This is a genomic window from Pseudomonas sp. LRF_L74 (assembly GCF_965644255.1).
In the GTDB taxonomy this organism is placed as follows: domain Bacteria; phylum Pseudomonadota; class Gammaproteobacteria; order Pseudomonadales; family Pseudomonadaceae; genus Aquipseudomonas.
This window is the reverse complement of the sequence record NZ_CBFFRH010000005.1, coordinates 263,143-279,404: the sequence shown is the minus strand read 5'-3', so window position 1 is coordinate 279,404 and position 16,262 is coordinate 263,143. Positions and strand designations below refer to the sequence as shown.

Here is a 16,262-nt window from a genome sequence, read left to right as displayed (position 1 = left end):
GGCATTACTCCGCTTTGTGCAGGGGATGGTTGTCGGTCTGCTGAGGCTTGGTGTGCAGCAGCGACAGCACCCAGACGAAGAAGATCGGGATGAACAGCACGCCCAGGAGGGTCGCGCTGAACATGCCACCGATCACCCCGGTGCCGATGGCGCGCTGGCTGGCCGCGCCGGCACCGGTGGCGATCACCAGCGGCACGACGCCGAGCATGAAGGCCATGGAGGTCATGATGATCGGTCGGAAGCGCATGCGCGCCGCCTCGACCGCCGCCTCGCGTAGCGAGTAACCGTCCTCCCACAGGTCCTTGGCGAACTCGACGATGAGGATGGCGTTCTTCGCCGCCAGGCCGATCACGGTGATCAGGCCGACCTTGAAGTACACATCGTTGACCAGTCCGGTGGCGGTCACCGCCAGCACCGCGCCGAGGGCGCCGACCGGCACGATCAGCATCACCGCCAACGGAATCGCCCAGCTTTCGTACAACGCCACCAGCAACAGGAACACCACGACAATGGCCAGGGCGAACAGCACCAGGGCCTGGCCGCTGGCGACCTTCTCCTGATAGGACAGCCCCGTCCACTCATAACCGATGCCATCCGGCAGTTCGGCAGCGATACGCTCCAGTTCGGCCATGGCATCGCCGGTACTCACGCCGGGTGCGGCGTCGCCGGAGATACGGATCGATGGATAACCGTTGTAGCGGGCGATCTGTACCGGGCCTTCCTCCCACTTCGTGGTGACGAAGGCACTGAGTGGCACCAGGCTGCCGCTGTCGTTGGGCACGTGCAGCTTGAGCACGCTTTCCGGCGTCATCCGCTCGGCCTGTTCGGCCTGCACCACCACCCGCTGCTGGCGGCCGGCGTTGGCGAAATCGTTGATCACCGAGGAGCCGAAGGCGGTGGACAGCGCCGTGCTGATCGACTCGAAGCTGACGCCCTGGGCCCGGGCTTTCTCGCGGTCGATGACCAGGCGCAACTGCGGCGCCTCGGCCAGGCCTTCCATCATGCCGTAGAGGAACTTCGGGTTGCCGTTGACCTTGCCCAGCACCTCATCGCGGGCGGCGAGCAGGGCCGTGCGGCCAAGGTTGGCGCGATCCTGCAGGCGGATGGCGAAACCACCCGAGTTGCCCAGCCCCTCGATGGGCGGTGGCGGCACGGCCATCATGGCGCCGTCGTCGAGGTTGGCGAAGCGGCCGTTGACCGCACCGGTTTCCGCCTGCACGGATTGATCGGGGCCACGCTCGGACCAGTCCTTGAGCAGCGGGAAGGCGATGGCGGCGTTCTCGCCCATGCCGGAGAAGCTGAAGCCCAGCACCAGGAACGAAGTGGCCACGGCGTCGCGCGAGGCGAGAAATGCTTCCAGTTGCTCGCCGGCGGCCGAGGTGCGCTCACGCGTGGCGCCCGGCGGCAACTGGATGTCGACGATCATGTAGCCCTGGTCTTCGACCGGCACGAAGGATTCCGGCAGGCGCAGGTAGAAGAAACCCATCAGCACCACGATGCCGACATAGATGAACATGAAGCGCCCGGCGCGTGGCACCAGTTTGCCGTTGAGCGCGGTGTAGCGCCCGGTCAGGCGGGCGAACAGGCGGTTGAAGGCGCCGAAGAAACCGCGCTTCTCATGATGCCCCTGGGCAATCGGCTTGAGCAGGGTGGCGCACAACGCCGGGGTGAAGGTCAGGGCCAGGAAGCCGGAGAACAGGATCGACACCGCCAGGGACAGGGAGAACTGCTGGTAGATGACCCCGACCGAGCCGGACATGAACGCCAGCGGCAGGAACACCGCCGACAGCACCAGGGTGATGCCGAGGATCGCCCCGGACACCTGGCTCATCGCCTTGATCGTCGCCTGCACGGGCGGCAGGCCTTCCTCGGCCATGATCCGCTCGACGTTCTCGACCACGACGATGGCGTCGTCCACCAGGATGCCGATGGCCAGGACCATGCCGAACATGGTCATCATGTTCACCGAGAAACCGAGCAGGTACATGAAGGTCAGGGTGCCGAGCAGGCACACCGGCACGACGATGGATGGAATCAGGGTGTAGCGCACGTTCTGCAGGAACAGGAACATCACCAGGAACACCAGCACCATGGCCTCGCCCAGGGTGGCGATGACCTTGTCGATGGCCACGTCGACGAAGCGCGAGGTGTCGTAGGGCATGGAGAACTGCACGTTGTCCGGGAAGTTCGCCGACAACTCGGTCAAGCGTTCCTTGACCGCCTTTGCGGTCTGGATCGCGTTGGCGCCTGGCGCCAGTTGCACGGCCGCGGCCACGGCCGGCCTGCCGTCCTGGCGCGAACCGAAGTTGTAGTCCTGGCTGCCGACCTCGATGCGCGCCACGTCGCCGAGGGTCAGGCGAGAGCCGTCCTGATTGGCGCGCAGGACGATGGCGGCGAACTCCCCGGGGTTGTCCAGGGTGCCCTTGACCGCGAGGGTCGCGGTCAGCTCCTGCTCGGCAGCGCCGGGCGTGCTGCCGAAGGCGCCGGCCGGCACCTGCACGTTCTGCGCGCGAATGGCGGCGTTGACGTCATCGATGGACAGGCCATAGCCCACCAGCTTCTGCGGGTCGATCCAGACGCGCATGGCGGCTTCGGAGGCGAAGAACTGCAGCTTGCCGACACCGGGTACGCGACGAATTTCGTTGTTGATGTTGCGCGCGGCATAGTCCGCCAGCGCCGTGGTGTCGTCGTGCTTGCCGCCATCCTTGTAGCTGAGGGCGTAGATCAGCAGGAAGCCGGCGGTGGCCTGCTCGGTCTGGATGCCCAGGGTCAGCACGGCCTGGGGCATGCGCGCCTCGGCCTTCTTCAGGCGGTTCTGCACGTCGACCTGGGCCAGTTCCGGGTCGGTGCCGGGCTGGAAGGTCACGGTGATCTCGGCGATGCCGTTGGCGTTGCTGGTGGACTCGAAGTACAGCAGGTTCTTCGCGCCGTTCAGTTCCTCCTCGATGACGCTGGTCACCGAGTCGGTCAGCACCTGGGCAGACGCACCGGGGTAAGTGGCGGTGATGGTGACCTGCGGCGGCGCCACGTTGGGGTACTGCGCCACTGGCAGGAACGGGATGGCCAGCAGACCAGCCATCGAGATGAACAAGGCGACCACCCAGGCGAAGCGCGGGCGCCGGATAAAGAACAGGGACGTCATGTCATGGGCTCCGGCTTATTGCGCCTTGGGTTGGCTGGCGTCAGCAGCGGGCGCCTGTGCGCCTTGCGGGCGAGGTACGACCTTGGCCCCCGGCCTGATCGCCGTCAGGGAACTGACGATGACCTTGTCACCGGCCTGCAGCCCTTCGGTGATCTGCCAGCGGCCTCCCTGCATGGCACCGGTCGTGACCGGACGGGCCTCGACGGTATCCTCGGCACCCAGCAGCATCACGCTGGCCTTGCCATCCGCCGAACGCTGCACGGCACGTTGCGGCACCAGGATGGCATTCTGGTTCAGGCCCTGCGGCGTACTCACCCGCACGTACATGCCGGGCAGCAACACGCCCTGCGGGTTGTCGAAGCGGCCGCGCAGGGCGATCTGCCCGGTAGTGCGGTCCACCGCGACATCGGTGAACAGCAGGGTGCCACGGCTTTCGATGGCGGTGCCGTCGACGCGCAGGGACAGTTCCTTGTCACCCTGGCCGGAGACCTTGCCCTCGGCTATGGACGCACGCAGGCGCAGGGCATCGGCGGCCGGCTGGGTGAAGTCGGCATACACCGGGTCGAGTTGCTGGATACGGGCGAGCAGGGTGGTTTCGTCCTGGCCGACCAGCGCGCCCTCGGTGACCTGGGCACGGCCGATACGGCCGGCGATGGGCGCCTTGACCGCGGTATAGCCAAGGTTCAGGCGTGCGGTTTCGACGTCGGCCTGGGCCGAACGCTTGGCGGCCTGGGCACTCTGCAGGGCGGCCTTGGCGACGTCGAAGTCCTGCTGGCTGACCGCTTCGATCTTCACCAGCGGCTCATAGCGCCTGAGCGTCGCCTGGGTCTGGAACAGTTGCGCCTCGGCCTGGGCCAACTGGCCTTCGGCACGCGACAGGGCGGCCTTGAATGGCGCCGGGTCGATCTGGAACAACAGGTCGCCGGCCTTGACGTCGGCGCCTTCCTCGAAGGTGCGCTTGAGCACGATCCCGGCGACCCGGGCACGCACCTCGGCGACCCGCACCGGTTCGATACGCCCAGGCAGTTCGGCGACTACGGTGAAAGGCTCGGTCTTGATGCTCAGGACATCGACTTCACGAGGCGGCGCCTCGCCCCAGCCTCCTTGCTCGCCTGATTGCTCGCAACCGGCCAGGCTGATGGCCACCAGAAGGGTTATCGCCGAAAAAACGCAACGCTCGCGTAACGTGGTCATCATTCACCTGGCCAAGTCGCCAATCCATAGAAGGCGCACATGATCTTTACTTGAGGCAAATGAGTCAATATTGACTCATTTGCTAATTGTGTGGACAAAGTTACCAAGTCCACTTGAGAAAAAGGGTTTTTCCTGCAAAATTGCCATCCCCGCGCCAGTCGAGTGAAAACCTGCCGATGGATCTACCTGCTGCTGAAGAAAAACTGCTCAAGGCCCTGGCCATTGCCATCGTTGACCATCCACGTGGCACCTTCAAGGAAATAGCCCAGGCGGCCGGCGTGAGCAAAGCCACGCTGAACCGCTTCTGCGGCACCCGCGACAACCTGATCGACATACTGCTCAACCACGGCTCGACGGTGATGAATCAGGTCATCGCCAATGCCGAGCTGGAGACGGTGCCTCCGCTTGAGGCCTTGCAGCGCCTGATCGACGATCACCTGAAGCATCGTGAACTGCTGGTTTTCCTGATCTTCCAGTGGCGCCCCGACTCGCTCGAAGCCTGTGGCGAGGGCGAGCGCTGGCAACACTATATCGATGCCCTGGACCGCTTCTTCCTGCGTGGGCAAAAAGAAGGCGTGTTCCGCATCGATATCGGTGCCCCGGTGCTTTCGGAAATGTTCGGCTCGGCACTGTTCGGCCTGGTCGATGCCGAGCGTCGTGGCCGGGTGGCAAGGGTCGGCATGTCGGCGACGATCCTCCAGTTCTTTCTGCACGGTTGTGCAGCGACACATTGAGGGGGCGCATTGCGCTACCCGCTCAGTGGCATGACCTTCATGGACTGGGTCCGCGAAGTCGCGCTGGTCGATGTGGCGGGTTGGATCAGCGAAACGGACCTGTGGCCCTGACTGCCGGGCAGTTGCCCGGCAGCGCCGATGGCCTCAGTAGGTGATGCACACCGACTTGGCTTCGGTGAAGCCCTCGATGGCGGCCCTGCCGAACTCACGGCCGATGCCCGATTGCTTGTAGCCGCCGAAGGGCAGGTTGGGGTCGACCGGGACATGGTTGTTGACCCACACGGTACCGGCTTCGATACGCGGGATCAGGTCCATGACCCGGCCCAGGTCGTTGCTCCAGATGCTCGCGGTCAGCCCGTAGCGGCTGTCGTTGACCATGCCCAGGGCCTGCTCGACATCGTCGAACTGCAGCACGGAGAGCACCGGGCCGAAGATTTCCTCCTGCACCGAGGTCATGTCCTGCTTGAGGTTGGCCAGCACGGTCGGTTGCACAAAGTAGCCCGGCAGGTCGGGCTGGCCGCCACCGGTGGTGAACTGCGCGCCTTCCTGGCGGGCGATGTTCAGGTAGTTGAGCACGCTGTCCTGCTGCTTGCGCGAGACCAGGGCGTTGATCTGTGCCTCGGGGTCCATGCCTGCACCGACCTTGAGCGCGGCGACCTGGGCGGTCAGGGCTTCGACGAAGTCCTTGTAGCGGCTGGCGTGCACATACAGGCGCGAGGCTGCGGCGCAGACCTGACCCTGGTTGAGCAGGCCGCCGCCGATGGCGCCGGCCACGGCTTTCTCGATGTCGGCATCGGCCAGCACCAGCATCGGGTTCTTGCCGCCCAGCTCCAGGGTGAAGCGGGTCATGTTCTGCAGGGCGGCGACGCCGACCTGCTTGCCCACAGCCGTCGAGCCGGTGAACGACACCTTGTTCACCTTGGGATGCGCGACCAGCGCGGCGCCGGCTTCCGAACCCTTGCCGATCAGCACGTTGAACACGCCTGCGGGAACCCCGGCCTCGACCGCCAGTTCGGCCAGGCGCAACGCGGTCAGCGGGGTCTCGTCGGCGGGCTTGATGATGATGGTGTTGCCGCAGGCCAGCGCCGGCATGACCTTCCACAGGGCGATCATCAGCGGGAAGTTCCACGGCACGATCCCGGCGATCACCCCGGCCGGCTCGCGCCGCGTGTAGGCGTTGAAGCGCGCACCCGCCGGCACCGGGATCGACACGTCGAGGGTCTGCCCTTCGATCTTGGTCGCCCAGCCCGCCATGTAGCGCATGTAGTTGAGCGAGGCACCGACCTCGACCGCGCGGGCCAGGTGGATCGACTTGCCCTGGTTGAGGGTTTCCAGTTGCGCCAGTTCTTCGCTGTGGGCTTCGACCAGGTCGGCGAACCTGAGCAGGATGCGTTCGCGCTGGGCCGGCGCCAGGCCACTCCAAACACCGCTGGCGAAGGCGCGCTGGGCGCTTTGTACGATGGCCTCGACTTGCTCGGCATCGGATTGCAGGGTGTGGCTCAATACCGCGTTGGTGGCCGGGTTGAACAGGTCGCGCAGGTTACCGTTGGCGGGTTGGCGCTGTTCGCCTTCGATGAACGAGGCATGGGTGCGACCAAGGAAAGCCTCGACGCTGGGAAGGGTATCGATCAGAGAAGTCACGAGCGGCTCCTGAAGCTGGGCAGATGGAAAGTTCGCCGATGGCGATCACCTGCCCAGCATAGGCAAGCCCCAGGCAGGAGACTTGACTGAGCCTGCCGAACTGGCATGACTGAGCGTGCAGGCTCACCGGAAAGCCCCAAGTATGCGTTTAACCGTCGTTCCCGCGAGGGCAGGGAAGCGACGCCATCGCTGAACAGCGCTAGCGCCGCCCGACGGGGAATAATCCAGAAGCATATTTTTATTTGGGCTCCCGCCTTCGCGGGAGTGACGGTAAATAATCGGGGTGCCTGTTTCTGCCCCGATGCCGCAACAGGAACAGGCCAGAGGGATGACGTGGGGAGTCCAGGTTTACCAAGGTAATGTCTGCTGCTGGTAGTCGACGAAATAGCAGCCACTCTTGCCGCGATGAGCGTCCAGGCTGACGACCAGGCCGGCGGCACTGTCGACGATTTCCACCGGCGCGTTGTCGCCGCCCATATCGGTCTTGACCCAGCCAGGGTGCAAGGCGAGCAGGCAGGCATTGGGCCGATCCGCCGCGCGGCTCCAACTGCGCAGCAGGCTGTTGAGGGCGGCCTTGCTCGCACCGTAGAGCGGCATTTCGGCAGATCGGGCCAGTTCCACGCTGCCCATCTGCGAACTCATGAAGGCGATCACCGCGTCATTGGCCATCCGCGTGCTGAGGGCGCGAGCGATCCGCAGTGGCGCGATGGCGTTGGTGAGGAAGAGTTCGACGATCTGCGCATGGCTCACGTCCTCGATTGTCTGCCTGGCGGAAATGCCCGCATTGAACAGGGCGATATCGAGCGGAGCATCCAGGGCGGCGGCGATGCGCTCAGCGGCCTGATCGCCGGTCAGGTCACTGACGATCAGATTCAGCCGTTGCGGATGCTGCTCGGCGAGATTTTTCAGGGCTTCGTTGCCCGGCTGGCGAACCACCACATGAACACGCTCGCCACGTTCGAGGAAGGCCCGCACCAGGGCCAGGCCGATGCCCCGCGATGCGCCCGCGATAAGGATGTTCTGCATGTCGGACTCTCTCTGTCAGGGAAATGCAATAACACTGGCAAGCAGACACAAGCCGCCGCCGGTTGGATTGTTCATAGTAAGGCCGTCGCCATGAAATCAGTGCTCAGGCGACCTTGCTTGACTTCATCACGCTCGAACCTTCACCGCCGGATTGGTCTCCGGCGGTTTTTTTTTGCCTGCAACCGATCCTAACGAAAACGCCGCAGCATAGGCTGCGGCGTTTCAGTGCCAAGTGAAGCAGATTAGAACGGTACGGCCACGGTCAACTGGCTGTAGACGTTGGTGCCATTGCCGCCGACCTGGTTGCCACCGGTGGCGGAATCCTTCTCAGGTTTGTACAGGCCAATCAGCGGGCTGATGATCAGGTGCTCGTTGACCGCCCAGTCGACGTACAGGTCCAGTTCGCGGGCATTCAGGTTCAAGTCGCGGCGGTCGTGCAATGTGCTGAAGTCGAAGTACAGCGCGCCGACCGTCACGCTCTCCAGTGGCGTGGCCTTGAGGCCGATGTGGTGGATGCCGGTGTTGCTGTTGAACGGGCCGGCGTAGTTGGCCGCGACCTCGCCCTGGAACCAGGTGCCAAGCCCCGTGCTCAGGCCAGTGAACAGCGAATCCCATCCTCCCGAGTAACGGGTGTAGCGGTAGGTCACGCTGGGTGACCAGGCGATGTCGGCGAAGGTGTAGCCCGCTTCGGCGTACCAGGCTTTCTCGGCGCCAGCCTCCTTGTCCTGCCAGGCGTACTCGAAAGCGAAACTGGCGTTCTGAATGCCGGCATCGCCTTCGCCACGGATGCTGTAGATATCCATGCCATCGCGCTGTTGCTGGAAATCGCTGGCCCATTGATCAGTCACATCGAGGCCATGGATATAGGTCAGGCCCAGGGTTCCGGCAGCGCCGGTGTAGTCCAGGGTGGCGCCGGCCAGCGATGTCTCGGCCTGGGCACGGTTGTCGGATTTCAGCCAGAAGGCGCTGCCGTGCAGACCGTCCTGCCCGCCCAGTTTCAGCACGGCCGTACGGTCGAAGGCATGCCGCGCGGCCAGGTAGTAGGCGCCGCCACGGTCGAGGGCGCCATCCGCCGGGCCGTTACCCAGGTTGGGGCCATCGTCGTTGATCAGGAAACCGCTGCCGATCTTGATCACCTGGCGGCCGAAGGAGACGTCCACGCCATCCTTGCCCAGCAGCGGGAACAGGTCGGCGGAGCGCCAGCCCAGGTAGGCATCTTCGATCTTGGTGGTGCGCTCGGAACCATCGGTGTTGCCGGCCGCATCGCCGTCGCCCCAGGTCGCGGAGCTGACCAGGCTGAACGCGCCATAGGCCGTGCCGGCGCCAGCCAGGCCCTGGTCGCCGCTCAAACCATACTTGATGAAACCTTCGCGCCAGGTCGAGCCGCCGCTGGTGCCATCGTAGTTCTTGCGGCTGTTCATCAGGCCGAACACGGCGAGCATGTCGGCATTCAGGTGCGTGTCGTCGTCGGCATACAGTTCATAAGCGCTGGCGGCCTGGTTGACGGTCAGCATGGCGATGCCCAGGCCAACGGCCTGAACCAGTGGTAGAAAACGGGTCGGACGCCCCATGAAAGAGTGCTCCCTGTTGCTCGTATTGGATATCCGGGACTTCTGGGGCCCCGGGATGCGATGGCCGCTGGAAGGGGGATTGCATGTTCCGGCGGCAGGCTATTAGTCACATCGACGAGACGCGCAAGTCTTGTTCGTGGCTGCCAAGGTCTTGATTGGGCCGGCCAGATCGTGGCGGCGCGGAGGGTAATGTCAGGCTGCAACAAAAGTGCCGGCAGACAGGGGCAAGACCGCTCTGGCGGGGGAGGCGCAAAGTGCCCGGCAACTGTCCGCAGCAACGCCCAGGCGTGGGTGGACGGAGAAAAGGCTGGCGCCAGGCCGGCGATCCGCTCACGGTGCCGCCAAGAGCATCGAGAGTGCCAATAACTAAAAAACCTGCTTCCGAGGTCCACGACGATGTCGCTCAACGACAAGCTTCACGTGCATCTGAACCGAGGGACGGTGGGCTTTCCCACCGCGCTCGCCAGCACTATCGGCCTGATCATGGCCAGCCCGGTGATCCTCACCGCCACCATGGGCTTCGGCATCGGCGGCAGCGCCTTCGCCGTGGCCATGCTCATCGCCATGGTGATGATGCTCGCCCAGTCGACCACCTTCGCCGAGGCCGCCTCGATCCTGCCGACCACAGGTTCGGTGTATGACTACATTTCCGCCGGCATGGGGCGCTTCTTCGCCATCACCGGCACCATCGCCGCCTACCTGATCGTCCACGTCTTCGCCGGCACCGCCGAGACCATCCTGTCCGGGGTCATGGCGCTGGTGAACTTCGAGCACCTCAACACCCTGGCCGAGTCCGCAGGTGGCTCCTGGCTGCTGGGCGTGGCCTTCGTCATCGTCTTCGGCATCCTCAACGCCTTCGGCGTCAGCGTGTTCGGCAAGGCCGAGGTGGTGCTGACCTTCGGCATGTGGACGACCCTGATGGTGTTCGGTGTGCTCGGCCTGATCGCCGCGCCAGCGGTGCAACTGGACGGCTGGTTCGGCGAATCCCTGGTCGGCAACGACCTGACCACCATCCTGTCGCTGGTCGGCATGGCCATGTTCATGTTCGTCGGCTGCGAGTTCGTCACGCCGCTGGCACCGGATCTGCGCCAGTCGCACAAGGTCATGCCGCGCGCCATGGCCCTTGGCTTGCTCGGCGTCGCCTCGTGCATGTTCATCTATGGCGCGGCGATGAAGCGCCAGGTGGAAAACGTGCTGCTCGACGAAGCCGCAGGTGTGCACCTGCTGGATACGCCGATGGCGATTCCGCAATTCGCCCAGCAGGTGATGGGCGACATCGGCCCGATCTGGCTGGGGATCGGCTTCCTGTTCGCCGGTGCGGCGACCATCAATACCCTGATGGCCGGGGTGCCGCGCATTCTCTACGGCATGGCCGTGGATGGCGCGCTGCCCAAGGTCTTCGCCTACCTGCACCCTCGCTTCAAGACGCCGCTGGTGTGCATCGCCGCGGCGATGATCATCCCTTGCGCGCATGCCGCCTACCTGGGTGGCAACGCCGATCACATCGTGCCGCTGATCCTGGCCGCCGTTTGTGCCTGGGGCACCGCCTACCTGCTGGTGACGTTGTCGGTGGTACTCCTGCGCATCCGTCGTCCGGACCTGCCGCGCGCCTACAAATCGCCGTTGTTCCCGCTGCCGCAGATCGTTTCCAGCGTCGGCATCCTGATTGGCCTGTGGTTCATCGCGCCGCCAGGCATGGCGCGTAGCGACGTGTACGTTCCGTTCTCGATCATGCTCGGCCTGACCGCGACCTACGCGCTGTTCTGGACCGTGGTGGTGCAGAAGGTCAATCCATTCCGCCCGGTGCCGGTGGAAGAAATCCTGGAGAAGGAGTTCCGTGCAGAGCCGGGCGTTCACGGCAGCGAGTCCTACGATCATGCTTCGAAAGCTGTCTGAACTGTTTGGCCAGCAGCGTGCGCCCTCCGGCTATCGGCCGGGGGTGACCCTCGACCACGTGCGGCGCAACCTCGGCGACCTCAGGTTCGAGGCGCTGGAAAGCGGTCGGGGGCGTTTTGTCGCCCTCGGCGGCACGTTGCAGTTCGAGGTGCACGAGCGCACCCAGTCGGAATTGCTCATGCACCTGGTGTTGACTGATTTCGTGCTCGACGTGCCTGCGTGCAAAACGGGGCGCGCCAGCCTGGAGTTGCGCCACAGTGGTGCAATCAAACGCAGCGGTATCGTCGTACAGCGACCCACTGGCGATGTCACGGCGCTGCAAGCAGCTTTGATCGCCGATCAGGATTTGAGCGAAAGCCTGATGCCCCTCGATTTCAAGCGCTTGCGCATCGAGCGCGACGACGATCACTGGCAAGTGCGCCTGGAGCACATGGCGGCCAGCGAAGTGGTCAACCGCATGCCCAGTTTCCGCCGCTACATCCGCCTGAACGAGCAGCAGCGCGACTGCCTGCTCGCCGCCCTGAATCACCTGCAGCGCATCCTCCGCGCCCATTGATCCTGGCGATGCGCCTGGCATCGCCAAGATCGTTCACATGTTAGCAATCTGGCACCGAATCTGCATGAACCCCGCCCAGAGGTTCTCTGTTGCGCCCTCATCGATAACATGTTAACTATTTGGCAACAAAAACAAGTCAGCATCCCGTGGAGGTGCGCAATGAATGGCCAGCCCATGGCTCACGAAGGATTGGAAGGCTGGAAGTCCGCTTTGCAGGCAGTCTGCGGTCAGTTCGAGACCCATATGGCGTTCAACCGCTCACTGTTCATCGGCGAGATTTCCCTGCAGTGCCACGCCGGCCTGCCGATGGCGCACCTGCGCACCAACGCGGGGCTGATCGCGCGTGATTCGATCAAGCCCGATCACGACAACGACCAGAGCTGTTTCCTGGTCAGCCAGCGCAGCGGCTTTTCCCAGATAACCCAGGACGGCACCAGCATTCAGCTCGCGCCGGGCGACCTGCTGCTGATGGATTCCGTCGGCTCCTGCGAGATTACGCCGTTCGGCCTGATCGAGCATGCGTCGCTGTCGTTGCCGCGCAACGAGGTCGAGCGGGTGCTCAAGCACAACAAGTTCGGCAAGGTCAGCGCCAGCAGTTCCAGCGGCAAGATGCTGCACGTGTTGGTCGATCAACTGTGCCGCGAACCGGAAAGCGAGCACGATGACGGCGAGGAAAGCGAGGCCCTGCGCACCGCGTTCATTTCCCTGCTGGCCCCGGCGTTGTCGCAAAGCCGCAAGGAGGTAGCGCCGAGCGAAACCCTGCATGGCGCCAACCTGCGCAGCTACGTGCAGAAGATCATCGATGAGTCCCTGGCCCAGCCGAGCTTGAATCCCGTCGGCCTGGCAACCCGGCTGAACATTTCCGTGCGCCACCTCTATCGCCTGTTCGAAGAGCAGGGTGACAGCGTCTGCCGCTATATCCAGCGCTCGCGCCTGAAACGCAGTGCCGATGACCTGTCCAACCCGTTCCTGAAAAGCGAGTCGATCACCTCCATCGCCTACAAGTGGGGGTTCACCGACTCGGCGCATTTCAGCCGGGCCTTCAAGAAGCACTTCGAGCTGTCGCCCAAGGAATACCGGGCGGTGTCGTTGATGGAAACGGCGGGAGCGGCATAGCGTCTGCTCCGCTTTCAGTTTCGATGGCTGGTTTGCGGCAGGAGCGGACGTTCACGCGATTATCGTGTTTAGCCGTCATTCCCGCGAAGGCGGGAACCCAAATGCGCCTGATCTTCTGGGTTCCCGCCTTCGCGGGAATGACGGAGGAATAACGAACGTCCGCTTCTGCCTCAATGCTGGCCAAAAGGGGGAGCGCTTTACGTGAACCGCCTGCCCAGTGTTTCGACGTATTCACTCAAGAATTGCGCATGCCGTTCGCCCGGCTGCTGCAATTCGATGAGCTCCAGCATCGGGTCTTCCACCGCTGTGCGCACGCCTGACAATTCCTCGATGGCCGCGAGGCCACAGAAGGGCACGTAGGCCTCCGAATAGCCCCCCTCATGCACCAGCACCAGGCGCCCGCCGCAGTGGCGCTCGGCGACTTCGCGCACAGCAGCGGTCAGGGCGCGATACGAGTCGCTGTGCAGCAGCATGCGCGCCAGCGGGTCGACGCCATTGGCGTCGTAGCCACAGGCGACGATGATCAACTGTGGGCGAAAGCGCTCCAGCGCCGGTACGACGATGCTGTGCATGGCTTGCAGGTAGGCGTCATGGCCACTGCCGGCGGGTAGCGGCACGTTTAGGTTGAACCCTTCGCCTTTGCCTGTGCCGCGTTCCTCGGCACCGCTGTAACCCGGTGGGTAGCAGTTTTCCTGATGCAGCGAGACCGTCAGGACGTCATCGCGTGAGACGAAGATCGACTGGGTGCCGTTGCCATGGTGCACGTCCCAGTCGACTACCGCGATGCGTTCGAGGCCGTGCCTGGCCCTGGCCGCTTCGATGGCGATGGCAATGTTCGACAGGAAGCAGAAGCCCATCGCCTGGTCGGCCAGGCAGTGGTGGCCTGGCGGGCGCGACAGCGAGTAGGCGTTGTCCGCTTCACCGCTGAGCACCGCATCGACCGCCGCGATGGCCAGCCCGGCCGAGAGCTTGGCGATTTCATAGGTGCCGGGGCCGATCGGCGCCTGGGGGCCGAGGTCGCCACCGCCGGCATCGCTGAGCGCCTTGAAGCGCTCCAGGTAACTGGCCGGGTGCACCCGTAGCAGGTCTTCTTCGCTCGCCGGGCTGGCCGTGCGCAGCAGCAGGTTTCGGCTCAGGCCGGAGACGTCGAGCAGGCTCTTCAGGCGCCGCTTGGTTTCCGGCGATTCGGCGAACCCCGCGGCGGCGGGCGGTTGCACCCAGCCACCGACGGGCAGCACCAGCGCATGCATGCCGGCGCTGTGCCAGAAGCAGAGTTCATCGGAAAAGAACGCGGTACGGCGGCTCATGGGTTGACTCCAGTGGTTTGCAAGGAAGAAGCGCGGTTGCGGCTCAGGCTCAGGGCCGCGAAGGACAGCAGCAGGCAGGCGCTGCTGAAGATCAGCATGCCGTTCATGCCCAGGCGGCTTTCCAGCAGGGGCCCGGCGATGGCAGGGCCGAGTGCCAGGCCGCCGCCGATGACCAGGTTGGTGCTGTTCATCAGCCGGCCGCTGCGGTCCAGATCGGCCAGGCAGGCGAGGATGAACGGCAGGATGAAGGTCCAGGTGTACTTGAACAGCAGCGCGGCGACCGCGAAGCGGGCGACGGCCGGGGTATCGAGCAACAGCAACACGGCGCCCGTCATCAGCCCGTAGCCCAGCACGAGCAGGCCGCCACGGCTCCAGCGATTGCCGATCAGCGCCGCACAGGCCGAACCGGCGATGCCGAGCAGGCTGGCGATGGCGAGGATGCGGCCGCTGCTGGCCGGGTCTATCGCCGCTGCGCCGGCCACGCCACCGATGAAGGTCCATACGCCACTGAGGCCGACGTAGAACGCCAGTACCGCGAACAGGGCCAGGCCAGGTCGCCAGCGGCCGGTTGGAGCATGATGTTCGACAGTACGCTCGCTGCGCTCGATACCTTTTGGAAAGGCACCGGCCAGGGGCATGCAGGCCACCATCAGCACCGCCAGGCCCAGGTACAGCGCCTTCAGGCCGAAACTGGCGAACAGGCCGGGAAGCAGCCACAAACCGATCGCACCGAGCACCAGTTGGCCCATGACCCACAGTCCGTAGACGCGGTCGCGGTCCGCGCTGTGTGCCGCGCTGGAGATGCACAGCACCATCAGCGTGCCGCCGGCCAAGGCACTGATGAAGCGCAGCACCAGCAGCGGCGTGAAGGACCCCGCCCAGATCGAAGCGAGGTTGGCGGCGATGAACGCCAGGGCCGCCAGGCGTGCCATCAGCCGCCAGTCGATCCGTGGTTGCCAGAGGTAGGCGGGCAGTGTGGCCAGGCTCATGGCCAGCAGTTCGGCGGAGAACATCTGGCCGATCTGGGTTGGCCCCAGGCCGAGCTGGCTGGCCAGTTGGGCGGCGATGGCCGGTGCGGCCATCAATACGCAGGGCACGATGGCGGCGAACAGGACGATGGCCAGCAAACGAATGCGTGGCAGTCCGGCAGCGGTGGCTGATTGCATGGTCACGACCTCAGAAGACATGGACGAAACGCAGCAGCGCGTTGCTCTGGGCGAAAGCGTTGTCGGTCGCCACGTTGCGCGTCAGGCCGAGCAGCACCTGGTTGCGCTGGTCCAGCCAGTGTCCGACTTCGAAACCGACCTGGGTGTAGCGCTGGTGGGTGTCGTTGAGCCTACGACCGTCGAGTTCCAGTTCACCGCCATCGGCATGGATCAGGCGCAGGGCACCGTAGGTGCTCTGGGTGAAGTCGTAGGAGGCGAAGGCCTGCAAGCGGTACAGCGGTTTCTGTTTGAGCGGGCTGTCGTAGTAGTCGTCGTTCTTGCCGTAGAGCTGGGTCTCCAGGTTGGCTTCGACTATCCATTTCTCGCCAAGACCCTGGGTGTAGTTGTAATTGAGGTGCAACGCCCAGCGGTTGGCGCCTGGCGAAACGTCCGGGTTGCGCCCGTGGTATTCGCCGACCGGCACGCTGAGCAACGCCAGCAAGCCGCTGTAGGTACGCGATTGCGGATCGTTGATGAAAAACAGCGTGCCGCCGACCTGCGGGTCGCCCACGCCGCTTTCGTTGCTGTGTCCGGTCGCGCCGGGCATGCGACCGTCTATGTCGGCGAACGGCACGATGAACTGCGGTGTGCAGAGCGTGCCGCAGATATCGCTGAACCACAGTTGGCGATAGGCGAAGGCGTTGACCGACAGCTCGGCATTGCCGTTGCTGTCGGCGACACCGTGGTAGTCATTGGCGCGAGTGAGCGGCAGGTAGGCGACACCGAGGCTGGTGCCGACCGGCGCGGAAACGAAGTCCCGGGCATTCAGGTCGGCGGCCTGGGCGTCGGTCCAGGCCAGGGCGATGGCGAGCGGTAACACGGGCATGCAGCGGTTGAGCATGAGGTTTTCCTCTATGGTGTTGGCGAGCGGCAG

12 protein-coding genes are annotated in these 16,262 nt (G+C 64.5%); 4 read left to right on the top strand and 8 right to left on the bottom strand.

Annotation, left to right across the window (positions count from 1 at the left end; genetic code table 11):
* Nucleotides 1-4 precede the first annotated feature (4 nt).
* Nucleotides 5-3,142, bottom strand: coding sequence for a multidrug efflux RND transporter permease subunit (locus ACSZPK_RS14860; protein ID WP_437882244.1), 3,138 nt, complete (start codon nucleotides 3,140-3,142; stop codon nucleotides 5-7).
* A 15-nt stretch (nucleotides 3,143-3,157) separates the two neighbouring features.
* Nucleotides 3,158-4,336: an efflux RND transporter periplasmic adaptor subunit gene (locus ACSZPK_RS14855; protein WP_437882243.1), complete on the bottom strand. Its 1,179-nt coding sequence runs from the start codon at nucleotides 4,334-4,336 to the stop codon at nucleotides 3,158-3,160.
* Between the two features lie 176 nt (nucleotides 4,337-4,512).
* Here ACSZPK_RS14855 and ACSZPK_RS14850 point away from each other — a divergent pair, with 176 nt between their 5' ends.
* Complete coding sequence (locus ACSZPK_RS14850; protein WP_437882242.1) at nucleotides 4,513-5,070, top strand: transcriptional regulator; 558 nt, start codon at nucleotides 4,513-4,515, stop codon at nucleotides 5,068-5,070.
* 144 nt (nucleotides 5,071-5,214) lie between these two features.
* On the opposite strand, the gene ACSZPK_RS14845 is transcribed toward ACSZPK_RS14850, so the two are convergent.
* From ACSZPK_RS14845 to ACSZPK_RS14835, 3 genes are all read right to left on the bottom strand, one after another.
* Nucleotides 5,215-6,711: an aldehyde dehydrogenase family protein gene (locus tag ACSZPK_RS14845; RefSeq protein WP_437882241.1), complete on the bottom strand. Its 1,497-nt coding sequence runs from the start codon at nucleotides 6,709-6,711 to the stop codon at nucleotides 5,215-5,217.
* A gap of 348 nt (nucleotides 6,712-7,059) precedes the next feature.
* Nucleotides 7,060-7,737 carry an SDR family oxidoreductase gene (locus tag ACSZPK_RS14840; RefSeq protein WP_437882240.1) on the bottom strand — a complete coding sequence of 226 codons (678 nt, stop codon included), beginning with the start codon at nucleotides 7,735-7,737 and terminating at the stop codon, nucleotides 7,060-7,062.
* Between the two features lie 242 nt (nucleotides 7,738-7,979).
* The gene (locus ACSZPK_RS14835; protein WP_437882414.1) at nucleotides 7,980-9,251 is read right to left on the bottom strand and encodes a hypothetical protein; all 1,272 of its coding nucleotides are present in this window, start codon (nucleotides 9,249-9,251) and stop codon (nucleotides 7,980-7,982) included.
* 453 nt (nucleotides 9,252-9,704) lie between these two features.
* Here ACSZPK_RS14835 and ACSZPK_RS14830 point away from each other — a divergent pair, with 453 nt between their 5' ends.
* From ACSZPK_RS14830 to feaR, 3 genes are all read left to right on the top strand, one after another.
* Nucleotides 9,705-11,204: an APC family permease gene (locus tag ACSZPK_RS14830; RefSeq protein WP_437882239.1), complete on the top strand. Its 1,500-nt coding sequence runs from the start codon at nucleotides 9,705-9,707 to the stop codon at nucleotides 11,202-11,204.
* Nucleotides 11,185-11,760, top strand: a complete 576-nt coding sequence (locus ACSZPK_RS14825) for a DUF3156 family protein (RefSeq protein WP_437882238.1) — start codon at nucleotides 11,185-11,187, stop codon at nucleotides 11,758-11,760. Before ACSZPK_RS14830 ends, ACSZPK_RS14825 begins: the two co-directional genes overlap by 20 nt.
* Before the next feature lie 159 nt (nucleotides 11,761-11,919).
* Nucleotides 11,920-12,876 carry a transcriptional regulator FeaR gene (feaR, locus tag ACSZPK_RS14820; protein ID WP_437882237.1) on the top strand — a complete coding sequence of 319 codons (957 nt, stop codon included), beginning with the start codon at nucleotides 11,920-11,922 and terminating at the stop codon, nucleotides 12,874-12,876.
* 197 nt (nucleotides 12,877-13,073) lie between these two features.
* Here the strand turns inward: feaR and ACSZPK_RS14815 are convergent, their stop codons facing one another.
* From ACSZPK_RS14815 to ACSZPK_RS14805, 3 genes are read right to left on the bottom strand one after another with little or no spacing between them, the layout of a single operon-like run.
* Nucleotides 13,074-14,183 (bottom strand): class II histone deacetylase, encoded by a 1,110-nt coding sequence (locus ACSZPK_RS14815; RefSeq protein ID WP_437882236.1) that lies wholly within the window; start codon nucleotides 14,181-14,183, stop codon nucleotides 13,074-13,076.
* Entirely contained in the window at nucleotides 14,180-15,370 is a 1,191-nt protein-coding gene (locus tag ACSZPK_RS14810; protein WP_437882235.1) for an MFS transporter, read from the bottom strand. Before ACSZPK_RS14810 ends, ACSZPK_RS14815 begins: the two co-directional genes overlap by 4 nt.
* Nucleotides 15,360-16,229 carry a transporter gene (locus ACSZPK_RS14805; RefSeq protein WP_437882234.1) on the bottom strand — a complete coding sequence of 290 codons (870 nt, stop codon included), beginning with the start codon at nucleotides 16,227-16,229 and terminating at the stop codon, nucleotides 15,360-15,362. Before ACSZPK_RS14805 ends, ACSZPK_RS14810 begins: the two co-directional genes overlap by 11 nt.
* Between the last annotated feature and the right edge of the window lie 33 nt (nucleotides 16,230-16,262).